The organism is Xanthomonas citri pv. mangiferaeindicae (assembly GCA_002240395.1).
Taxonomy (GTDB): domain Bacteria; phylum Pseudomonadota; class Gammaproteobacteria; order Xanthomonadales; family Xanthomonadaceae; genus Luteimonas; species Luteimonas citri_A.
Map to the genome: position 1 here is coordinate 3777201 of CP016836.1, position 21805 is coordinate 3799005.

Consider the following 21805-nt stretch of genomic DNA (forward strand, 5'->3'; position numbering starts at 1 on the left):
GGATTATGCCAGTGCCGCGTAACCGGCGCCGTGTGGACGTAGGCGTCGCCAGACACGGCCCCCTTGCGTCCTGTCGGCCACCGTTGACCCACCGCTCCGCCGGTCCAGTATCCGTGCGACGGCGACCTGCACGAGGCCCTTAACGCCGTCTTCAGGGCACTCACACCGTGGCCTAACTGCAGATCGATAGCCTCATCGCAGCCGAACAGGAGTGTTCAGATCCCATGTTTAGGAAGACGACGATGACGACCGCACTGTCATTCGCACTGATCGCGTGCTCGTCAACCGGCGCCCCGCCCGGCGCCCACATCCCTTCGGCGACAGATCTTCAGCTTCTCACCTTGCCGCGCGATCCCGACGCCGTGGCGCTCACCGCACAGATGACCGGCACCCTCGCTGCAGAGGATGGCTGCGTTGTGGTGCGGACGTCCGATGCGACGTTGCGCGTAGCGCTGCCGCACACATTCGCACTGTGGCTGCACGACGGCGTTGCGCTCGGCGTCCGCGATACGACAAACCAGCAACGCTTCCGTTTCGGAACCCGGGTTGTCCTTGGCGGCGGCCTCGTCGACGTATTGCCCGGCTACGTCGACGCATCTGCAAGTACGAGGTGTCCACCCCCCTACTTCGCGATCAGTGACGTACGGCCGGAGACATAGCTTCAACCCAGTCCATGGAGGACGACATGATGAAGACCTGTGTGCTAGCGGCAATGCTGAGTGCGTGTCTGGGAATGGCAGGACAGTCCACTGCACAATTCCGGCCCCCTATTCTAGATCCTGTCGTGGCGTCTTACGCGCAGGACCATGGCGTATCGACGTCGGAGGCAAAACGAAGACTCTCCCAACTGGAAGTAATCTCCGATCTCGAACGCAGACTCATCGCGGAAATCCCCGATCAGTTCGGTGGTTTGCGAGTCGTCCACCAGCCAACGTTCCGCGTAGAGGTCTTTCTGACCCACACACCCGCCGCAGTGCTTTCGCGATTCACGCGCGACCCGATGTTCGAAGCAGTCCAGACACCCCGATCTCTGGAGCTTCTGCGCAGCGCCCAGATCGAGTTGTCTGAGCGCCTGCACGCTGCCGGCGTCCAGCACGAATCCGGCATCGAGGTAGAGAAAGCGGAGCTCGACTTTTATGTGCTCGACACCCAAAAGTCTGCCGCGATCGCTGTCGCGGAACTCGCTGCGGTGCCGTATGCGAACCTTCGGCAAGTATCAGGCTTCATCCAGACCACAGCGACGATCCAGGGCGGCCGGCAAGTGTCGGGCAGCACGCAGAACTGCACCAGCGGCTTCAACGTGGTCCACGCGACCAGCGGGCTGCGCGGCGTCACGACCGCGGGCCACTGCGACAACACGCTGTCCTACAGTGGCACCACGCTCGCGTTTCAGGGTGAACTGAACCAAGGCTCCGATGATTTCCAGTGGAATCGCCACGCAAGCTCGACCTATCCCAACCAGATCTATATTGGAAGCGGCCTCCACACCATCACCGCAAGCCTCGCCTCCTCCGGACTGCCGCTGGGATGGACGGTGTGCAAGTATGGGATCAGTGGGGGCTACCGTTGCGGCGAGATCGCAGACAAGAATGCGCAATCCAACTACAACGGCCAGATCGGCACATACATTCGGGTCCGCAACGCCAGCAATCTGCCCCTGTCGATTGCGGGCGACAGCGGTGGCCCGGTGTTCGGGACCAATACGGCGTATGGCCTCATCCATGGTCGCGGCGCCAGCGGCACTGCCTTCGTCAACGACATGTACTTCATGCCGATCGAGCGGTTCTCAGGGCTGAACCTCTCGGTCGCGACCACGCCGTAGCCTAGCCCGGGGCCGGAGCGCCCTGACCGCTCCAAAAGTCGGTCGTCACGACGGCCCGGATGAAGCGACATAGGCCGTGTTTGAGAGAAACACGGGGTTTGGTGAACGCGGCGCCCGTCCCATGCCCGGGACGGGCGTCGGTTTGCGACCCGCTTCGTCGTGAAAAGTCCGTCCCTGCATCTCAGTCGCCCGCGGCCACACGATGGCCCGGACCGTTGCACCGGCTGCGCCAGATTACTGTGCGCCCCGGTCTGCTGCACTGCGCCATGAATGCAGGGCTTCGAAGGGGGCGTGCCGGCCCAAGCGTGACTGCCCTCGCATTCCGTGCATCCGACATTGACAACGTTGTCTTTCAAGAGGCACATGGCGATCGACATCTCCTTGTCCCGACCCCGTACCGGTTTCCGCTGCCCCCTGGATCGCAGGAGGCGGCGGAAAGGGCATCCGGTCGGCGCTGCGCTCCGCGATCGGCTCGCCGATGGCGGCCGGGCGCTGGCTTCACTCGGCATCGGAAAGGGAGACTTCGTCATGATGCATCGCAGACTCGTCGCACTGTCGTTATGCCTGCTGGCCTCGGCCGGCATGGCCGCCAGCGCACAGGCACAAACCGCCGCCTGCGCGGGCGTTCCCGCATGGAACGCCAGCACCATCTACAACCCGGGCGACCGCCTGACCTACCAGAACCGGCTCTACGAGGCGCGCACCCAGATCTGGAACGCGGCACCCGACTACTGCACCTCCTGCGGCTGGTATCAGGACCTGGGCGCCTGCAGCGGCGCCCCTGCCAATCAGCCACCGACCGTGGCGATCACCGCGCCCGCGCAAGGGGCGACATTCGCCACCGGCGCCTCGGTGACGATCACCGCCAATGCCAATGACAACGATGGCACGATCGCCTCGGTGCAGTTCTTCCGCGGCGCGGTGTCGCTGGGGACCGACACCAGCGCGCCCTACGCGCTGACCTGGCAGAACGCGACCGCCGGCCAGCACGTGCTGACCGCGGTGGCCACCGACAACAAGGGCGCGACGACGACCTCCAGCGCTGTGACGATCACCGTCGGCGGCGGCACCGGCCCGGACACCACCGCGCCCAGCGTGCCGACCGGCTTGCAGGCGACACAGCAGACGGCGGCCAGCATCACGCTGACCTGGGCCGCGTCGACCGACAACGTCGGCGGCAGCGGCATGGCCGGCTACGACGTCTATCGCAACGGCCAGATCGTCGGCTCGCCGACCACGCCCGGCTACACCGACAGCCCGCTGTCGGCCAACACCGCCTACACCTACCGGGTCCGCGCACGCGACCGCAGCGGCAACGCATCGGCCTCGTCGCCGGAGATCGTCGCGCGCACGACCGCGGCCAATGCCGGGGGCGACAAGCGGGTGATCGGCTACTTCACCCAGTGGGGCATTTACGGCCGCAACTACCGCGTGCGCGACATCGAGACCAGCGGCTCGGCCGCCCGCCTCACCCACATCAACTACGCGTTCGGCAACGTGCGCAACAACCGCTGCGAGGTCGGCGTCACCCAGCCGGCCGATCCGAACACCGGGGCCGGCGGCGATGCATTCGCCGACTACACCAAGGCGTTCTCGGCGGCCGAAAGCGTCGACGGTGTCGCCGACACCTGGGACCAGACGCTGCGCGGCAACTGGAACCAGCTGCGCAAGCTCAAGGCCCGCCACCCGGGATTGAAGGTGCTGATCTCGCTCGGCGGCTGGACCTGGTCGCGCGGATTCTCGCAGGCCGCGCGGCCGGAGAACCGGCAGGCGTTCGTGGCCTCGTGCATCGATGCCTACATCCGCGGCAACCTGCCAGTGACCGACGGTGCAGGTGGCGCTGCGGCGGCTGCCGGTGTGTTCGACGGCATCGACATCGACTGGGAGTATCCGGTGGCCTGCGGGATCGCCTGCGGCACGGCGGAGGACCGGCAGAACTTCACCGCGCTGCTGGCCGAATTCCGCCGCCAGCTCAACGCGGTGCGGCCGGGCTTGCTGCTGACAGTGGCCGTGGGTGCGGGTGTCGACAAGATCCGCGTCACCGACCCGAACCTCTACCACCCGTCGCTGGACTACATCAATGTGATGACCTACGACTTCCACGGCGGCTGGGAGCCGCGCACCAACCACCACTCGGCGCTGTTCGCCTCCCCGAGCGATCCGTCCACGGGCGATGTGCGCCTGTACAACACCGACGATGCGATCCAGGCCTTCCTGGACCTCGGCGTGCCGGCGTCCAAGCTCAACCTCGGCATCGGTTACTACGGGCGTGGCTGGACCAACGTCCCCAACGCCAACAACGGGCTGTACCAGACCGGCACCGCGGCGCCGGGCACGTACGAGGCCGGGATCGAGGACTGGAAGGTGCTCAAGACGCTCGGCTGGCCGCGCTTCGTCGATTCGACCGCGCGTGCGCAGTGGATCTACAACGGCACGACGTTCTGGTCGTTCGACGACCCGGCGCTGATCGCCGAAAAGATGGCCTACGTGAAGGCGCAGGGCCTGGGCGGCGCGTTCTTCTGGGAGTTCAGCGGCGACGACAGCAGCGGCACGCTGACGCGGGCGATCGAGCAGGGCCTGCGCTGAGTCCGTCTCCGGCGGGTCCAGGGATGGACTCGCCGGACCACGTGGGCGCACTGGGCGCCCGCGCGGCTCACGCCACGAACTGCTCGCTGAGGATGCGTTCCTCGAGATTGTGCTCGGGGTCGAACAGCAACGTCACCGTGCGTTCGGATTCGCGCACAGTGACCTGCACGACATCGCGGACCTCGTGCGAGTCGGCGGTCGCGCTGACCGGGCGCTTGTAGGGATCGAGCACGCGGAAGCGGACCTCGGTTTCGGCACGCAGGATGGCGCCGCGCCAGCGGCGCGGACGGAACGGGGCGATCGGGGTCAGCGCGACGATGCCCGCGCCCAGCGGCAGGATCGGGCCGTGCGCGGAGAAGTTGTAGGCCGTGCTGCCGGCAGCGGTGGACAGGATCACGCCATCGCCGACCAGTTCTTCCAGGCGCGTGACGCCGTTGAGTTCGATGCGCATGTGCGCGGCCTGACGCGTCTGGCGCAGCAGCGAGACCTCGTTGTAGGCCAGCGATGAGACGGTGGCGCCGGACTCGGTCTCGGCCAGCATCTCCAGCGGATGCAGCACCGCGGGCTGGGCCGCGGCGATGCGCGCCAGCAGGTCGCCCTGCCGGTGCTGATTCATCAGAAACCCCACGGTGCCCAGCTTCATGCCGTAGACCGGCTTGCCGAGATGGCCATGGCGATGCAGCGTCTGCAGCATGAAGCCATCGCCGCCGAGCGGCACCAGGACATCGGCGTCCGCCGGATCACACTGGCCGTGCTCGGCGCCAAGCACCTGCAGCGCCTCCTGGGCATCGGCGGTCTGGCTGGCGACGAAGGCGATGCGGGGCGTTGCGGTCATCGGCGGGCCGGTGCGGGAACGTCGGCGCGCAGCTTAGCGCAGGTGATGGGGTGGCGGGTCGATGCCGCAGCAGTGGATCGACGACTCGACCCCGCCGACGTGCAGGGAGGGCGCCCATGCGCCCTCCCCGTCTGCCTCAGCTGCGCTGGACGAGCTGCGAGACGCGCTGCACCGCGACCGAGACGGTCGGGTAGTCGAGCGTTTTCTGCGCGGCGAGCTCGGCCAGCATCGCCAGCGTGAAGCGCAACGTCGGATCGTCGCGCTCGAGCCAGGTCCGCACCTTCTCCTCGGGCGTGTCGCCGGGCATCGCCAGCACCTGGCCCACGAGCAGGCGATGCTGCTGGCCGAGGTCCTCACGCAGCACGCCGCGTGCCACCGCATGCCAGCGGCCATCGACCTCGAGCGCGTCGATCTGCGCGGTCAGCCACGGCAGATTGAGCGCTTCGCCGAGACGGAAGTGCACGCGCGCGACATCGATCGGCTTGCGCCGTGTCTCGCTGGCGACCTCGATGATGTCCCAGGCCGCTTCCAGATACGGCAGCGCTGCGAGTTGCTCGGCCAGGTCCTCCGGCACGCCCTTCTCGCGCCAGACCTGCAGACTGGCATCGTGCTCGGCACGCTGGCTGTCGGCGATGATCTGGCTGCCGATGCGGATGGCATGGAAGCCATCGTGATAGCGCGCCACGGCCGTGGTGATGTCCGGGATCGCGCCAGCGCGCGCCAGCAGCCAGCGGGTGAAGGCCCGCTGCAGGTTCCAGATCACCTGCAGGGCATCGACCTGCACCGACTCGGGCACGGTGCCATCGAGCGCATCGATGCTGTTCCACAGCGCGCGTGCCTCGATCGTCTCGCGGGTGATCGTGAACGCCTTGGCGATCTCGCCGGGCGAGCGCCCGCTGTCTTCCTGCATACGCAGCAGGAACGTCGCGCCCATGCGGTTGATCATCTGGTTGGTCACCGCGGTGGCGATGATCTCGCGCTTGAGGCGGTGCTGCTCCATCGTCGCGGCGTATTTCTTCTGCAGCGGCACGGGGAAATAGCGCTGCAGTTCGCGCGACAGGTACGGGTCTTCGGGGATGTCGGAGGCGAGCATCTGATCGAAGGCGACGAGCTTGGAGTACGACAACAGCACCGCAAGCTCGGGACGGGTCAGGCCCAGGCCCTTGGCCTTGCGCTCGGACAGTTCGGCATCCGAGGGCAGGAACTCGATCTGGCGATCGAGCAGGCCCTGGGCTTCGAGCGTGCGGATGAAGTGACGCTTGGAGCCCAGCCGCGAGACGCTCATGCGCTCCATCAGGCTCAGCGCCTGGTTCTGGCGGTAGTTGTCCCACAGCACCAGTTCGGCGACCTCGTCGGTCATCGACGCCAGCAGCTTGTTGCGCGCGGGCACGGTCAGCTTCTTGGCCTGCACCACATCGTTGAGCAGGATCTTGATGTTGACCTCGTGGTCGGAGGTGTCCACGCCGGCGGAGTTGTCGATGAAGTCGGTGTTGAGCAGTACGCCGTTCTGCGCGGCCTCGATGCGGCCGAGCTGGGTCATGCCCAGGTTGCCGCCCTCGCCCACCACCTTGCAGCGCAGCTCGCGACCGTCGACGCGCAGCGCGTTGTTGGCGCGGTCGCCGACATCGGCATGGCTTTCCGACGACGCCTTGACGTAGGTGCCGATGCCGCCGTTCCACAGCAGATCGACCGGCGCGCGCAGGATCGCCGACATCAGCTCGTTGGGGCTGAGCGCGGCGGTGTCGCCGTCGATGCCCAGCGCCTCGCGGGCTTCCTTCGACAACGGGATCGACTTGGCGCTGCGCGGCCACACGCCGCCGCCCTTGCTGATCAGCTTGGCGTCGTAGTCCGCCCAGCTCGAACGCGGCAGCGCGAACAGCCGCTGGCGCTCGGCAAACGAGACCGCTGCATCCGGTGCCGGATCGATGAACACGTGGCGGTGGTCGAACGCGGCCACCAGCCGGATGTGCTGCGAGAGCAGCATGCCGTTGCCGAACACGTCGCCGGACATGTCGCCGACGCCGACCGCGGTGAAGTCCTGGGTCTGCGAGTTGCGGCCCATCGCCCGGAAGTGGCGCTTGACCGATTCCCAGGCGCCGCGCGCGGTGATCCCCATGCCCTTGTGGTCGTAGCCGACCGAGCCGCCTGACGCGAACGCATCGTCGAGCCAGAATCCATGCTCGCGGGCGATGCCGTTGGCGATGTCGGAGAACGTCGCGGTGCCCTTGTCGGCGGCGACGACCAAGTACGGATCATCGTCGTCGTGGCGGACCACGTCGCGCGGCGGCACGATCTTGCCGTCGACGATATTGTCGGTGATGTCGAGCAGGCCGTTGATGAACAGCGTGTAGCAGGCCACGCCCTCGGCGAACAGCGCGTCGCGGTCACCGCCGGCCGGCGGGCGCTTGACGATGAAGCCGCCCTTCGAGCCGACCGGCACGATGACCGTGTTCTTGACCATCTGCGCCTTGACCAGACCCAGCACCTCGGTGCGGAAGTCCTCGCGGCGATCCGACCAGCGCAGACCGCCGCGGGCGACCGGCCCGAAGCGCAGGTGGATACCCTCCACGCGCGGACCGTAGACGAAGATCTCGCGATACGGACGCGGCTTGGGCAGCTCGGGCACGCGCGCCGAATCGAACTTGAAGGCGATCGTGTCGCGCACTGCGCCCTCGCGGGTGCGCTGGTAGTAGCTGGTGCGCAAGGTCGCGTCGATCACGCCCAGATAGCTGCGCAGGATGCGGTCCTCGTCGAGGCTCGCGACGCGGTCGAGCAGCCCCTTGAGCGCGCTGCGCGCCGCGTCGTACTGCGCGTCACGATCCTTCGCGCGCGCATCGATCACCGGCTGCAGCAGCGCCAGCGTGGCCTCGTCGCCCGACAGCGCACCGAGCTGGCTGGACAGCATCTCGATGCCGGCAGCGACCTGCGCCCTGCTCTCGCGGCCGGTGGCCGGATCGAAGCGGGCCTCGAACACTTCCACCAGCAATCGCGCGAGCAGCGGGTAGCGGCCGAGCGTGTCTTCGACGTAGGCCTGCGAGAACGGCACGCCGACCTGCTGCAGGTACTTGCAGTACGCGCGCAGCATCGCCACCTGGCGCCAGTCGAGATCGGCGGCGAGGATCAGCCGGTTGAAGCCGTCGTTCTCGGCATCGCCGCGCCACACGCGGTCGAACGCTTCGGTGAACGCGGCCGCGCGCGCCTCGATGTCGACGTTCGCGGCCAGGGTCTCGACGAAGAAGTCCTGGATGTAGAGCGTGGTGCCGTCGACGACCAGACGGGTCGGATTCTCGGCGATGACCCGCAGGCCGAGGTTCTCCATCACCGGCAGCACCTCCGACAGCGGCAGATGCTGACCGCTGCGGTAGAGCTTGAAGTGCAGCAGCGCGTCGCCGGCCGACGACGTGGGCTGGGTGTAGAAACTCAGCTGCAGCGCGCCGCTCGCCTGGGCGGCGGCGAGCTTCTCGACATCGGTGGCCGCGACGGCCGGCGATGCGAACTCGATATAGGCGGCCGACAGGCCACGCCCCAGGCGACCGGCCAGGCGCAGACCTTCGCCTTCGCCCTGGCGACGCACGAGCTCGTCGCGCAGGTCGTCGTGCCAGTTGCGCACGATCTTCTGCAGCGCCTGCTCCAGTGCGGCCTGATCGACATCGCCCTGCACGCCCGCGCGCGGGCGCACGATCAGGTGCAACTGCGCCAACGGCGACTCGCCCAGCACCACGTGCGCATCGACGTGGTCGGCCTGCATCGTCTCGCGCAGCATGTCCTCCACCCGGTGACGCACGTCGGTGTTGAAGCGGTCGCGCGGAATGTAGACCAGCACCGAGTAGAAGCGGCCGTAACGGTCGCGGCGCAGGAACAACCGGCTGCGCACGCGCTCCTGCAGCCCGAGGATGCCGGTGCCCAGACGGAACAACTCATCGGGCGTGGACTGGAACAGCTCGTCGCGCGGCAGGGTCTCGAGCAGGTGCTTGAGGGTCTTGCCGCTGTGGCCGGTCGGCTTGAGGCCGGATTCGCTCATCACGTGCTCGAACCGCTCGCGCACCAGCGGGATGTCCCACGGCCGGCGGGTGTAAGCGCTGGAGGTGTACAGACCCAGGAAGCGCTGCTCGCCGATCACCTGGCCCTTGGCGTCGTAGCGCAGCACGCCGATGTAGTCCATATAACCGGGACGATGCACGGTGGAGCGAGCGCTGGTCTTGGTGAGGATCAGCGCGTCGACCTCGCCCGCACGTCGCAGCGCATCGGCGCCGAGCTCACTGAGCGGGCGCGACTTGACCGTGGCCGGCGTGCGCAGCAGGCCCAGGCCGCTGTCGGCGACCGGCTCGAGGACGCCGTCGGCGCCCTTGCGGCGCACCTTGTACTCGCGGTAGCCGAAGAAAGTGAAGTGATCACTGGCGGCCCAGCGCAGGAACTCCTGCGCCTCGCGCCGGCTGGCGTCGGCGACCGGCATCGGCCGGGCGACGAGATCGGCGGCGACCTCCTGCATCTTCTCGCGCATCGGGCCCCAGTCGGCCACGATCGCACGCACGTCGTCGAGCACGCGGCGCACGACCTGTTCGATCTGCGCGCTCGCTTCGGGCGTCTGCCGATCGATCTCCAGGTGCATCACCGACTCGGCATCGCCCTCGCCCACGCCGGTCAAACGGCCGCTGCGGTCGCGCGCGATGTGCAGGACCGGGTGTCCCAGCACGTGCACGCCGATGCTGCGCTCGGCCAGCGCCATGGTCACCGAGTCGACCAGAAACGGCATGTCGTCGTTGACGATCTGCAGCACGGTGTGCGGCGATTCCCAGCCGTGGCTGTCCTGGGCCGGATTGAACAACCGCACGTTGGCGGTGCCCGGCTTGCGGCGCGCGGCGAACTCGAACAGGTCGGCGGCCAGGGCCGCCCAGCCCTCGGCGCTGTGCAGCGGAATCTCGTCCTCGGTCATGCGCCGGTAGAAGCCTTGCGCGAACGCATCGGCGCCGCGGCCCGCGGCCTTGCCCGTGCGCCGCCGCACCGCCTCGAAGATCGGGTCCAGCAAGCTGGCGCCGGCGGGCCGGGACGGCGCCGGCATGACGCTGGCGTCGCTGCCCTGCGGCTTGGCGCGCTTGCGCGGTGCCGGGCCCGGGCCGCGGCGGCCTTGCGTTTGGAAGAAGGAGTACCGGTCTTGCGGGATGTGCTCATGACGACGATAGGTCCGATGCAATGAGGCCCGCGTTCTCACGCGGGCCGACAGGGAAAAGGAAAACGACGGGTGGCGAGCTGCACGCAGTGCGGCTGGCGGCCGGATCGGGGACGACAGAAGCGGCCGCGCAGCCCTCAGGGCGGCGCGGACCGGTGGAACGAACGACGGGAACAGGGCGAAGGATCACGAAGCGCTCAGCGCAGGCCGGTCTCGTTGCGGGCGATGACCAGCCGCTGGATCTCCGAGGTGCCCTCGTAGATCTCGGTGATCTTGGCGTCGCGGAAATACCGCTCGATCGGCATTTCCTTCGAATAGCCCATGCCGCCGTGGATCTGCAGCGCCTGATGAGTGATCCACATCGCGGTCTCGGACGCGGTGAGCTTGGCGATCGCGGCCTCGTTGCCGAAGCGCTGTCCCTGGCCCTTCGTCCAGGCCGCGCGCAAGGTCAGCAGCAACGCCGCATCGAGCCGGCACTTCATGTCGGCGATCTTGGCCTGGGTCATCTGGAACGCGCCGATCGGCTGGCCGAAGGCCTTGCGCTCCTTGACGTAGGCGATCGTTGCCTCGTACGCAGCGCGGGCGATGCCGATCGCCTGCGAGGCGATGCCGATGCGCCCGGCATCGAGCACGCCCATCGCGATCTTGAAGCCCTGCCCCTCCTCGCCCAGCACCTCGTCGGGCTGGACGACATAGTCCTGGAACTCGATCTCGCAGGTCGCCGATGCGCGGATGCCGAGCTTGGGCTCGGTCTTGCCGCGATGGAAGCCCGCGCGCTCGCCGTCGACCAGGAACGCGGTGACGCCGCGCGCGCCCTTGTCGGGCTCGGTCATCGCGAACAACACGAAATACTTGGCGACCGGGCCGGAGGTGATCCAGCTCTTCTTGCCGTTGACGACAAAGCTGCCGTCGGCCTGCTTCACCGCGCGGCATCGCATCGCGGTCGCATCCGAGCCCGACTGCGGCTCGGTCAGCGCGAACGCGCCGATCTCGCGCCCTTCAGCAATCGCCGAGACGTAGGTGCGCTTCTGATCCTCGGTGCCGTGGGTCAGGACGCCGTTGCAGAACAACGAGTTGTTGACCGACATGATCGTCGAGTGCGCGGCATCGCCGGCGGCGATCTCGATCATCGCCAGCACGTAGGCGATCGGGTCCATGCCCGCGCCGCCGTATTCGGCCGGCACCTCGATGCCCATCAGGCCGTTCTCGCCGAGCAGCCGGATGTTCTCGAGCGGGAACTCGCCGGTGCGGTCGAAGTGCTCGGCACTGGGCGCGATCTTCTCTTTTGCGATCCGGCGCGCAATGTCCTGGATCATCAACTGCTCTTCGTTGAAACCGAACTCCACGGCCGCTCCGCTTCTGCACCAAGGTCAGCGGGCAATTGTAGCGACGAACGCATCCCGACTGTGGGAGCGGACGTTGCGCACTGCAGCATGAACCCGCCCCGAACCCGCCGGACCAACTTGGCAGCACCGATGCCCCCGCGATGTCGGGAGGCACCGCGGGGTCGCCCGCAATGAATGCGGGACGTTGCTTGTGCCGGAACGCTGCGTTTGGCAAGGTACGGCGATTCGCGGGGCGCATCGGGATAAGGGGAATCGGCAGGGAGCCGCCCGTTCGTGTGCCCGACCGACCGTCCAACCCGGGGAACCCGATGCTCAAGAACCTGCTGATCACCAAGCCCATCCAGGCTCAACCGCACGTCGACGCCGGGGAGCCGGTCGAAGGCAGCCTGTCGGGCGAAGCCAGCTTCAAGCGCACGCTCACCGCCAAGCACCTGGTGATGCTGGGGCTGGGCGCGGTCATCGGCGCGGGCATCTTCGTGATCACCGGCACTGCAGCCGCCAATCATGCCGGGCCGGCGATCATGCTCAGCTTCGTCATCGCCGCCTTCGCCTGCGCGATGGCGGGTCTGTGCTACGCCGAGTTCGCCGCGATGATCCCGGCCTCGGGCAGCGCCTACAGCTACACCTACGCCACCCTGGGCGAGGCCCTGGCCTGGTTCGTCGGCTGGAGCCTGGTGCTCGAGTATCTGTTTGCGGCCTCGACGGTCGCGGTCGGCTGGTCGGGCTACACGGTGAGTTTTCTGGAATCGTTCGGGCTCCATCTACCCGCGGCGTTGACCCAGGCGCCGATCAACTTCTGTACCCACGAAGCCGCGCAGGCGGGCGTATGCGAGTTCGGCCGGTTCGTGCTGACCGACGCGCTGTTCAACCTGCCCGCGCTGCTGATCGTCGGCGCCGTGGGCACGCTGTGCTACGTCGGCATCACCCAGTCGGCGACCGCCAACGCGATCATCGTCTCGATCAAGGTCGTGGTGATCCTGCTGCTGCTGGCCTTCGGCGCGCAGTACGTGAATGTCGACAACTGGCTGCCGTTCATTCCCGAGAACCAGGGCGGCGACCGCTTCGGCTGGGAGGGCGTGCTGCGCGGCGCCTCGATCGTGTTCTTCGCCTACATCGGCTTCGACGCAGTCTCGACCGCCGCCCAGGAGGTCAAGAACCCGCAGCGCGACATGCCGATCGGCATTCTTGGTTCGCTGGTGCTGTGCACGCTGATCTACATCGCGGTCTCTGCGGTTCTGACCGGCATGGTGCCCTACACCGCGCTCGGCAACGCCAAGCCGGTCGCGACCGCGCTGGAGGCCTACCCGAGCCTGGCCTGGCTCAAGATCCTGGTGGAGATCGGCGCGATTGCCGGCCTGACCACGGTGATCCTGGTGATGCTGATGGGCCAGCCGCGGATCTTTTTCTCGATGGCCCAGGACGGGCTGCTGCCGCGCTTCTTCGGCGCGGTGCACAAGCGCTTCCGCACCCCGCACAAAGGCACTGCGCTAGTTGCCGCGGTCGCCGCGATCATGGCCGCGCTGCTGCCGATCCAGTTGCTGGGCGACGTGGTGTCGATGGGCACCCTGGTCGCGTTCGCGACCGTGTGTCTGGGCGTGATGGTGCTGCGGCGCACGCAGCCGGGGCTGCACCGTCCGTTCCGCACGCCGGCCGTCTACGTCGTCGGCACGCTGGGCGTGCTGGCGTGCCTGGGACTGGTGGCGATCATGCCGATGCTCAACTGGATGGTGCTGCTGGGCTGGACGGTGATCGGCTTCACGATCTACTTCGCCTACGGCTACCGGCACAGCAAGCTGCGCAACGCCCGCTGAGTGCCCTCCACGGCCCGCATCGCGCGGGCCGTGTCGTTTCCGACCCGGCGCCAGGCGCCACTGCGAGATCCTGCGATGTCCATTGCTCCCACGGCCAGGAAGATCGGACCGGTGCTGGCGACGTTCATGGTCGCCAACAACATGATCGGCTCGGGCTTCTTCTTGCTGCCGGCCACACTGGCGCGCTCGGGCGCGGTGACCGCGCTGTCGTGGCTGCTCGGCACGCTGCTGGCGGTCGCGCTAGGCGGCGCATTCGCACGCCTGGCCCGCCAGTACCCGAACCTCGAATCGCCCGACGACTACATCCGCCCGACGCTGGGCCGCGACATGGGCTTTTTGGCCTCCACGCTGTACTGGCTGTCATCGTGGATCGGCAACAACGCGATCGCGGTGGCTGCGTTCGGCTATCTGATCATCCTGCTGCCGATCGAGGCGACGCCCGTCGCGCAGGTCGTCGGCCAGGTCGTGCTGATCTGGTCGATGTTCGCGCTGAACCTGTTCGGGCCGCGCACCATCGCCCGGTTCCAGTCGTTCTGCGTGGTGTTCGGCCTGCTGCCGGTCGCCGCGATCTTGATCGCCGGCTGGGCGCACTTCGATCCCGACCTGTACCTGGCCGGCTGGAACGTCAGCGGGCAATCGGACGCAGCGGTCGCGATCGGCTCGCTGTCGGTGGTGTTCTGGGCGTTCATCGGCCTGGAGACCGGGGCGATGGTCGCCGGTGTCGTCCGTGACCCGGACCGCAATGTGCCGATCGCCACGCTCGGCGGCATCCTGCTGGCCGGTGTCGTCTATCTGGTGTCCTCGGTGCTGATGATGGGCATCGTACCGGTCGCCGAACTCGCGCAGTCGAGCGCACCGTTCGCGCTGGTCGCCGGACAGATGTTCGGCGCCTGGGCGATCCCGGTGATCGCCGCGGCCGCCGCGCTCAAGGCCACCGGCACGCTCGGCGGCTGGATGCTGGTGACCGGCGAGTCGGGCGCGCGCGCCGCCCAGCGCGGTTTCCTGCCGGCAATCTTCGGCCGGCTGCTGCGCAACGGCGCGGCCGGCACCGGCCTGCTGATCGTGGTGATCTCGATGACCGCGATCGCGCTGACCACCTTCTCCGACTCGGTGGCGGGCCAGTTCGAGACGATCATCAACATGGCAGTGACGCTGGTGGTGATGGCCTATGCCGCCGCGGGCCTGAGCCTGCTGCTCGGCAACCGCACGCATGCCTCGGGCACGCGCGAGCGCCTGCTCGGCATGGGCGCCCTGCTCGCTTGCGGCCTGCTGGTCTGGTCGACGCCGATCGAGACGCTGATGGGCGCGGCGATCATCGCGCTGCTGGCCTGGGCCGGCTATCGCGGGTTCAGTCGCCGCGCACGGCCGGATGCCGCGCCGTGACCACGCCCCGGAAGGACGACTACTGGTTTCCGGCCAAGTCCTTCGGCTGGGGCTGGGGGGCGCCGCGGTGCTGGCAGGGCTGGGCGGTGCTGGCGGTCTATGCGATCAGCGTCGTCGTCGTGCTGCTGCGGTTTCCGCCGCAGCGCGATCCCGCGGCCTTCTTCGGCTGCCTGTCGCTGGCCACCGCGCTGCTGATCGCGACCTGTGCGCTGAAGGGCGAACCACCGCGCTGGCGCTGGCATCGTTGATCGGTGCGCACGCGCGGTAGACTCTGCGCCATGCCCGATCCGACGCCCCCCTTCGATGCCCACCGCCTGCGCGAGCTCGCCGGCGAGTTGATCGTCAACGTCCGCGAGCTCGCCCAGGCCGGCTGGACACCGGCGACCAGCAGCAACTTTTCGCAACGCCTCGACGACCGCCACGCAGCGATCACCGTGTCGGGCCGCGACAAAGGCCGGCTGCAGGAAGACGACATCATGGTCGTCGATTTCGATGGTCAGGCCGTGGGCAGTGACCATCGGCCGTCGGCCGAGACGCTGTTGCACACTCAGCTCTATCGCCGGTTTCCCGAGATCGGCTGCATCCTGCACACGCATTCGCCCAACCAAACCATCGCCTCGCGGCTGTACGCCGGCGCAGGCCACGTGCGCATCGAAGGCTATGAACTGCTCAAGGCCTTCGCCGGCAATGCGACCCACGAGACCGCGATCGACGTGCCGGTGCTGCCCAACAGCCAGCACATGCCCACGCTCGCCGCGCAGGTCGAATGCCTGCTCGATGCCGGCCCGATGTGGGGCTACCTGATCGACGGCCACGGCCTGTATGCCTGGGGCCGCGACATGGCCGAGGCGCGCCGGCATCTGGAAGCCTTCGATTTCCTGCTGCATTGCGAACTGGCGCTGCATCGTCTGCGCGGTCGCTGACGTCCCGATCCACGCGCGCGTGGAACGCCTGCGTTCCGCGCCAGTCAACGCTGCCTTCGGAAGCAACTGCTAGTCTGGCGCGATTCTCCTTTGCCTGAGCCAGACCGCCATGAGCCGCCTCCGCATCTTCGCCGACACCGCCCCCGACACGCCGCTGCTCGACAGCCGCGACGGCGAGGAGATCGCCCGCGAGCTCGGCAAGCTCGGTGCGACCTTCGAGCGCTGGGAAGCCGCGCAGCCGGTCGCCGCCGGCGCCTCGTCCGAGCAGGTGATGGCCGCCTACAAGGCCGACATCGACCGCATCAGCGCCGAGCGCGGCTTCACGACGGTCGATGTCATCAGCATCGCGCCGGACAACCCCAATCGCGACGAGCTGCGCAAGAAGTTCCTCGACGAACACCTGCACAAGGAAGACGAGGTCCGCTTCTTCGTCGACGGCTCGGGGCTGTTCACGCTGCATGTCGAAGACAAGGTCTACGAGATCGAATGCGTCAAGGGCGACCTGATCGGCGTGCCGCACGGCGTGACCCATTGGTTCGACATGGGCCCGGAGCCGCGCTTTGTGGCGATCCGGTTCTTCCAGCAGCCTGATGGTTGGATCGGCCACTTCACCGGCTCGGACATCGCCCAGCAGTTCCCGCGCTACGAGCCGGGCGCGCGCGACTGACCCGCTCCTCAACACGCGCGCCAGGACCGATAAATCGCATGATCCTCACCGACATCGAAGGCACCACCAGCAGCATCTCCTTCGTCAAAGACGTCCTCTTCCCCTATGCCCGCCGCGCCCTGCCCGGCTTCGTCGCCACACATGGCCAAGATCCCGACGTCCGTCGCTGGCTGGATGCGGTGGCGATCGAGCACGGCGCGATGTGCGACGACGCGATGATCGTCGAGACACTGCAGGGCTGGATCGACGAGGACCGCAAGCACACCGCACTCAAGGCCTTGCAAGGCAAGATTTGGGAGGCCGGCTACCGCGAGGCCGACTTCACCGCGCACATCTACCCCGACGCGGCGCAGGCCCTGCGCCGCTGGCATGCGGCCGGCGAACGCCTGGCGGTGTACTCGTCGGGCTCGGTCCCGGCGCAGAAGCTGTTCTTCGGCCACAGCGATGCCGGCGACCTGACGGGTCTGATCTCGGCCTGGTTCGACACCGAGGTCGGCGGCAAGCGCGAGGCAGCGAGCTACACCCGCATTGCCGAGGCCTTGCACGAAGCACCGGCGGCGATCGTGTTCCTGTCGGATGTCGTGGCCGAACTCGACGCCGCCCGCGAGGCCGGCCTGCGCACGGTGCTGGTCGACCGCCTCGACGACTACCCCGAACCGCGCGATGCAACCGCCGCAAACGGCCACCGCCGCGTGACCTCGTTCGACGCGGTCGATCCTGCCGCCTGATCACGCGCGTCCTGTCGGCGTGCTGTGTAACGCACAGACACGATGATGACGAGACCGCGCAGATCGTTGCCGAACGCGATCGCCCGGTGCGGGCGATCGCGGCCAGCGCGTCAGACCGAGGCCATGTCGCACGCACTGCGCCTGCTGTAACGCGAGCAATTCTCATTCCGTCATGCCCTGTGCGCGCTCGCTAGAATCGAGGCGCGCCGCAAGCCCGCCCTCGCCAGCCAGCCGCGCACGACCTGCCCGTCAGCCTTCGCTCGCCAGCCGGTCGTCTTTCAAGAACCCGCGCTTGCGCGGGTTTTTGTGTTTCAGCGCTCGCCTGCTGCGTGGCAGTCTTGTCGCACTGCGATTGCCCGCATCCTCCCGACTGCGCGAGAGCGCGACCGCTTCGTACGCCATCGCAGCGCGAGCAGGTCACGCGTTTGCGTGCCGTGACCAAGACTCACCGCGAGCGTCTGCCCCCACCCCAACCCTCCCCCGCATGCGGGGGAGGGAGAAAGGCAGTGCAGCCCCTGCGTTCCCTCCCCTCATGCGGGGGAGGAGAAAGGCAGCGCCGCGTTCGACTGGGGTACGACGCAGGTCCGCACCGCGCACGGCGGCTGTGCGCCCCTTTCCTGCATGCGGGGAAGGAGAAAGGCAGTGCAGCCCCTGCGTTCCCTCCCCCGCTTGCGGGGAGGTCGACGCGCGACGCGCGGCGGGTGGGGGCGTCTTCGCGCACCGTTGGCCCGGCATCGCGCTGAGCATGTTCGAGCACCGGCGACCAGCATCGCGCGACGCAGGCCACACCGACGCGATCACGTCGGCAAGACGCGGGCCCGTGGCGTCAGTGCCCGCTATGGCCCTCGGCCGCGGCATCGCCGGCCAGGGGGCGGACGTCGAACTGGACCTGCTGTGCAGGCGCATGTTCGAAATGCAGCGTCGCCTCGACCGTGGCGCCCGCGCGCAACGGCTCGACCGGGTCGATGAACATCAGGTGGTAGCCGCCGGGGCGCAGTTCGACCTCGCTGCCAGCCGGCAGCGCAACGCCGTCGGGCAGTTCGCGCATGCGCATCATGCCGCCGTCGTGGCGCATCTCGTGGATCTCCACCGCAGCGGCTGCGGCGCTGTCCACCGACACCAGCCGATCGTCGCCGGCGCTGCGCAACGTCAGATAGCCACCGGCCACGGCCGCGTTGGGCGGCGTTTCGCGGATCCACGCGTCCGAGACCGAAACCTGGGCGGCGGCCCCAGCGGCCGGCGCGGGGCTTTCCGGCGACGCCGGCTGGCAGGCGGCCAGGGCCAGGGCGGTCAGGCCGGCGGCAAGAAGACCGAAACGGGGATGGCGCATCCGAGTACTCCGCTGCGACGCCTGCGGCGCCTGGCCGGCCATTATCGCCGGCTGCGCGCGCCGCGTCTGCGACCGGGTGTCGCAGCCCTGCCCACCGCATGCCGGTATCCTTGTGCGCATGCACGATTCCGCACGCGACGTCCTGACCCCCAGCCAGCTCAACACCCTCGCCCGGGGGCTGCTGGAGGACAGCTTCCCCCAGGTCATGGTCGAGGGCGAGTTGTGCAACGTCTCACGCCCGGCGTCGGGCCATATGTACTTCACACTCAAGGACGCGCGCGCCCAGGTGCGCTGCGCGCTGTTCCGGCAGAAGAGCCAGTGGCTGCGCTTCGTGCCGCGCGACGGCATGCTGGTGCGTGCGCGCGGCCGGGTGACGCTGTACGAGGCGCGCGGCGACTACCAGTTGATCCTCGACGCGCTCGAAGAAGCCGGCGAAGGCGCGTTGCGGCGGGCGTTCGATGCGCTCAAGGCCCGCCTGCAGGCCGAAGGCCTGTTCGAGGCCGAGCGCAAGCGCCCGCTGCCGGCGTTTCCGCGGCGGCTGGGCGTGATCACCTCGCCGTCGGGCGCGGCGGTGCGCGACGTGCTCAGCGTGCTGGCGCGCCGGTTTCCGCTGCTCGACGTCGAGGTGCTGCCGACGCTGGTCCAGGGCGTCGAGGCGCCGGCGCAGTTGCTGCGCACGCTGCAGCGCGCGGGCGAGAGCGGACGTTACGACGTGCTGCTGCTGACCCGCGGCGGCGGTTCGCTCGAGGACCTGTGGGCATTCAACGACGAGGCACTGGCGCGCGCAGTGGCGGCCTCGCCGGTGCCGGTGGTCTCGGCGGTCGGCCATGAGACCGACTTCAGCCTGACCGACTTCGCCGCCGACCTGCGCGCGCCGACCCCGTCGGCCGCGGCCGAGTTGCTGACGCCCGATCGCAGCGACTTGCTCGGACGGGTGCGCCAGCTGCAGCGCCAGGTCGATGCCGTGCAACTGCGCACGCTGCAGGCCTGCGCCCAACGGCTCGACCGCGCGGCGCTGCGCCTGCAGGCCACCCGCCCGCAGGCGCGGCTCGAGGTCTTGCGCCAGCGGCAGGACGCGGCGCTGCGCCGGCTGCAGGCCGCCCAGCGGCAGCAGTTGCAGCAGCGTCAGGCGCGGCTCCAGCATGCCGGCGCGGTGCTGCGTGCCGCCTCGCCGCAGCGCCGGCTCGCCCAGTTGCACCAGCGCCTGGATGCGCTGCAGACGCGGCCGCAGGCCGCGGTGGCACGACGGCTGCAGCGCGACGCGCTGCATCTGCGCGGGCTGGTGCGCTCGCTCGAGGCGGTGAGCCCGCTGGCCACGATCGCCCGCGGCTACAGCATCCTGCAGCGCGACGACGGCCGCATCGTGCGCAGCACCGCCGACGCCGCGCCCGGGGATCGGCTCGATGCACGCGTCGGCGATGGCACGCTGCGAGTCGAGGTGCAGTAGCACGGCCCTGCCCTCGCCCGGCGATCACGCCGGGGCTGGCACGATGACCGGCGATCTGTCGCTGGAGCATACGGACCGATGACCAAGGCCTCCGACCTGTTCGTCTCGGCGCTGGAAGCCGAAGGCGTGACTCATGTCTTCGGCATTCCGGGCGAGGAGAACCTCGACCTGCTCGAATCGCTGCGCGCCTCGTCCATCGAGCTGGTGCTCACCCGCCACGAGCAGGCCGCAGGCTTCATGGCCGCCACCTGGGGGCGGCTGACCGGGCAGGCCGGCGTCTGCCTGTCGACGCTGGGCCCCGGCGCAACCAACCTCGTCACGCCGGCTGCTTACGCTCAGTTGGGCGCGATGCCGATGTTGATGATCACCGGCCAGAAGCCGATCAGAACCAGCAAGCAGGGGCATTTCCAGATCGTCGACGTGGTCGACATGATGCGGCCACTGACCAAGTCGACCCATCAACTGGTCTCCGCCGACGCCATCCCCGCGCGCGTGCGCGACGCGTTCCAGCGTGCGATCGAGGAACGTCCCGGCGCCACCCATCTCGAACTGCCGCAGGACATCGCCGGCGACGACACCGATGCGCGCCTGTTGCCCGCCCCCTATACGCGCCGTCCGCTCGCCGAGCACAAGGCGATCGCGCATGCCGCGCAGGCGATTCGCAATGCCCGGCATCCGCTGCTGATGATCGGCGCCGGTGCCAACCGCAAGACCACCGCCAAGATGCTGCGGGCCTTCGTGGACCGGCTCGGCATCCCGTTCTTCAGCACCCAGATGGGCAAGGGCGTGCTGGACGAGACGCATCCGCTGTGGCTCGGCACGGCCGCGCTGTCGGATCACGATTTCGTGCACCGCGCGATCGATGCTGCCGACTGCATCGTCAACATCGGCCACGATGTCATCGAGAAACCGCCGTTCTTCATGCACCGCGGCCGGCGCACGGTGATTCACGTCAACTATGCAAGCGCCGTCGTCGATCAGGTGTACTTCCCGCAGATCGAGGTCATCGGCGACATCGCCAATACCGTCTGGCAGCTCGCCGAGGCACTGGATGCGCCGCAGTCGCACTGGGACTCCACGTTCTTCGATCGCGTGCGGACCGCGCTGTGCCGGAACATCGCCGAACTCGCCGCCGACGATCGTTTCCCCCTGCACGTGCCGCACTTGGTCAAGACGCTGCGTGATGCGATTGACCCGCGCGACATCGTCTGCCTCGACAACGGCCTGTACAAGCTGTGGTTTGCGCGCAACGACCGTTGCCGCGCGCCCAACACCCTGCTGCTGGACAACGCACTGGCGACCATGGGCGCCGGCCTGCCCTCCGCGATCGCGGCCAGGTTGGTGCACGGCGACCGGAAGATCATCGCAGTCTGCGGCGACGGCGGTTTCATGATGAACTCGCAGGAGCTCGAGACCGCGGTGCGCCTGGCACTCGACCTGGTGGTCATCGTGCTGCGCGACGATGCCTACGGCATGATCAAGTGGAAGCAGCAGCACGAGGACTATCCGGTGTACGGCATGGACTACGGCAATCCTGACTTCGTGCATTACGCCCAGAGCTACGGCGCGCGCGGCCACCGCCCCGATAGCGCCGCCGCCTTCGCGCATGCCCTGCGCACCGCGCTGGACACGCCGGGCGTGGATCTGATCGATCTGGCGATCGACTATCGCGACGACGACACCCTGCTCAACACCGAGATTCCCGCGCGCAGCGCCGCGATCGACTGATCGGCGCCGCGTCCTTCCGCCTTCGACTCCGG

General features: G+C 68.3%; 16 protein-coding genes. 11 read left to right on the top strand and 5 right to left on the bottom strand.

Going from position 1 to position 21805, the window contains the following annotated elements; all coding sequences use genetic code 11:
• The first annotated feature begins 224 nt into the window (after positions 1 to 224).
• Positions 225 to 659: a hypothetical protein gene (locus BEN78_16505; GenBank protein ASR44729.1), complete on the top strand. Its 435-nt coding sequence runs from the start codon at positions 225 to 227 to the stop codon at positions 657 to 659.
• A gap of 113 nt (positions 660 to 772) precedes the next feature.
• Here BEN78_16505 and BEN78_16510 read toward each other — a convergent pair whose 3' ends face one another.
• Positions 773 to 961 (bottom strand): hypothetical protein, encoded by a 189-nt coding sequence (locus BEN78_16510; protein ASR44730.1) that lies wholly within the window; start codon positions 959 to 961, stop codon positions 773 to 775.
• Positions 962 to 1000: 39 nt separating this feature from the next.
• On the opposite strand from BEN78_16510, the gene BEN78_16515 reads away from it, so the two are divergent.
• A complete protein-coding gene (locus BEN78_16515; protein ID ASR44731.1) occupies positions 1001 to 1822 on the top strand; it encodes a hypothetical protein in 822 nt (273 codons plus the stop codon).
• Between the two features lie 531 nt (positions 1823 to 2353).
• Positions 2354 to 4408: a chitinase gene (locus tag BEN78_16520; GenBank protein ID ASR45205.1), complete on the top strand. Its 2055-nt coding sequence runs from the start codon at positions 2354 to 2356 to the stop codon at positions 4406 to 4408.
• A 67-nt stretch (positions 4409 to 4475) separates the two neighbouring features.
• On the opposite strand, the gene BEN78_16525 is transcribed toward BEN78_16520, so the two are convergent.
• The 3 genes from BEN78_16525 to BEN78_16535 all read right to left on the bottom strand — a co-directional run bounded on the left by BEN78_16525 (position 4476) and on the right by BEN78_16535 (position 11756).
• Positions 4476 to 5243 (bottom strand): NAD kinase, encoded by a 768-nt coding sequence (locus BEN78_16525; protein ASR44732.1) that lies wholly within the window; start codon positions 5241 to 5243, stop codon positions 4476 to 4478.
• 136 nt (positions 5244 to 5379) lie between these two features.
• Complete coding sequence (locus BEN78_16530; protein ID ASR45206.1) at positions 5380 to 10302, bottom strand: glutamate dehydrogenase; 4923 nt, start codon at positions 10300 to 10302, stop codon at positions 5380 to 5382.
• A 305-nt stretch (positions 10303 to 10607) separates the two neighbouring features.
• Positions 10608 to 11756, bottom strand: a complete 1149-nt coding sequence (locus BEN78_16535) for an acyl-CoA dehydrogenase (GenBank protein ID ASR44733.1) — start codon at positions 11754 to 11756, stop codon at positions 10608 to 10610.
• A gap of 308 nt (positions 11757 to 12064) precedes the next feature.
• On the opposite strand from BEN78_16535, the gene BEN78_16540 reads away from it, so the two are divergent.
• The 6 genes from BEN78_16540 (at position 12065) to BEN78_16565 (ending at position 17268) form a co-directional block, all read left to right on the top strand.
• Positions 12065 to 13567, top strand: coding sequence for an amino acid permease (locus BEN78_16540; protein ID ASR44734.1), 1503 nt, complete (start codon positions 12065 to 12067; stop codon positions 13565 to 13567).
• A gap of 111 nt (positions 13568 to 13678) precedes the next feature.
• On the top strand, positions 13679 to 14950 hold the full coding sequence (locus BEN78_16545) for a hypothetical protein (protein ID ASR44735.1): 1272 nt from the start codon (positions 13679 to 13681) through the stop codon (positions 14948 to 14950).
• Positions 14947 to 15198 carry a hypothetical protein gene (locus tag BEN78_16550; protein ASR44736.1) on the top strand — a complete coding sequence of 84 codons (252 nt, stop codon included), beginning with the start codon at positions 14947 to 14949 and terminating at the stop codon, positions 15196 to 15198. The genes BEN78_16545 and BEN78_16550 overlap by 4 nt, the downstream gene beginning before the upstream one ends.
• Positions 15199 to 15228: 30 nt before the next feature.
• Complete coding sequence (locus BEN78_16555) at positions 15229 to 15873, top strand: methylthioribulose-1-phosphate dehydratase (protein ID ASR44737.1); 645 nt, start codon at positions 15229 to 15231, stop codon at positions 15871 to 15873.
• Positions 15874 to 15982: 109 nt separating this feature from the next.
• On the top strand, positions 15983 to 16540 hold the full coding sequence (locus tag BEN78_16560) for an acireductone dioxygenase (protein ID ASR44738.1): 558 nt from the start codon (positions 15983 to 15985) through the stop codon (positions 16538 to 16540).
• 38 nt (positions 16541 to 16578) lie between these two features.
• On the top strand, positions 16579 to 17268 hold the full coding sequence (locus BEN78_16565) for a 2,3-diketo-5-methylthio-1-phosphopentane phosphatase (protein ASR44739.1): 690 nt from the start codon (positions 16579 to 16581) through the stop codon (positions 17266 to 17268).
• Positions 17269 to 18094: 826 nt separating this feature from the next.
• Here BEN78_16565 and BEN78_16570 read toward each other — a convergent pair.
• A complete protein-coding gene (locus BEN78_16570) occupies positions 18095 to 18640 on the bottom strand; it encodes a hypothetical protein (GenBank protein ASR44740.1) in 546 nt (181 codons plus the stop codon).
• Positions 18641 to 18716: 76 nt separating this feature from the next.
• On the opposite strand from BEN78_16570, the gene BEN78_16575 reads away from it, so the two are divergent.
• Complete coding sequence (locus tag BEN78_16575) at positions 18717 to 20045, top strand: exodeoxyribonuclease VII large subunit (GenBank protein ASR44741.1); 1329 nt, start codon at positions 18717 to 18719, stop codon at positions 20043 to 20045.
• Positions 20046 to 20123: 78 nt separating this feature from the next.
• Entirely contained in the window at positions 20124 to 21773 is a 1650-nt protein-coding gene (locus tag BEN78_16580; protein ASR44742.1) for an acetolactate synthase, read from the top strand.
• The last annotated feature ends 32 nt before the right edge of the window (positions 21774 to 21805 follow it).

Excerpts from the sequence above, each read along its gene's own strand:
- BEN78_16505 (ASR44729.1), top strand. The coding sequence starts at position 225 with ATGTTTAGGAAGACGACGATGACGACCGCACTGTCATTCGCACTGATC.
- BEN78_16515 (ASR44731.1), top strand. The coding sequence starts at position 1,001 with ATGTTCGAAGCAGTCCAGACACCCCGATCTCTGGAGCTTCTGCGCAGC.
- BEN78_16520 (ASR45205.1), top strand. The coding sequence starts at position 2,354 with ATGCATCGCAGACTCGTCGCACTGTCGTTATGCCTGCTGGCCTCGGCC.
- BEN78_16525 (ASR44732.1), bottom strand. The coding sequence starts at position 5,243 with ATGACCGCAACGCCCCGCATCGCCTTCGTCGCCAGCCAGACCGCCGAT.
- BEN78_16530 (ASR45206.1), bottom strand. The coding sequence starts at position 10,302 with ATGCCGGCGCCGTCCCGGCCCGCCGGCGCCAGCTTGCTGGACCCGATC.
- BEN78_16540 (ASR44734.1), top strand. The coding sequence starts at position 12,065 with ATGCTCAAGAACCTGCTGATCACCAAGCCCATCCAGGCTCAACCGCAC.
- BEN78_16555 (ASR44737.1), top strand. The coding sequence starts at position 15,229 with ATGCCCGATCCGACGCCCCCCTTCGATGCCCACCGCCTGCGCGAGCTC.
- BEN78_16560 (ASR44738.1), top strand. The coding sequence starts at position 15,983 with ATGAGCCGCCTCCGCATCTTCGCCGACACCGCCCCCGACACGCCGCTG.
- BEN78_16565 (ASR44739.1), top strand. The coding sequence starts at position 16,579 with ATGATCCTCACCGACATCGAAGGCACCACCAGCAGCATCTCCTTCGTC.
- BEN78_16570 (ASR44740.1), bottom strand. The coding sequence starts at position 18,640 with ATGGCCGGCCAGGCGCCGCAGGCGTCGCAGCGGAGTACTCGGATGCGC.
- BEN78_16575 (ASR44741.1), top strand. The coding sequence starts at position 18,717 with ATGCACGATTCCGCACGCGACGTCCTGACCCCCAGCCAGCTCAACACC.
- BEN78_16580 (ASR44742.1), top strand. The coding sequence starts at position 20,124 with ATGACCAAGGCCTCCGACCTGTTCGTCTCGGCGCTGGAAGCCGAAGGC.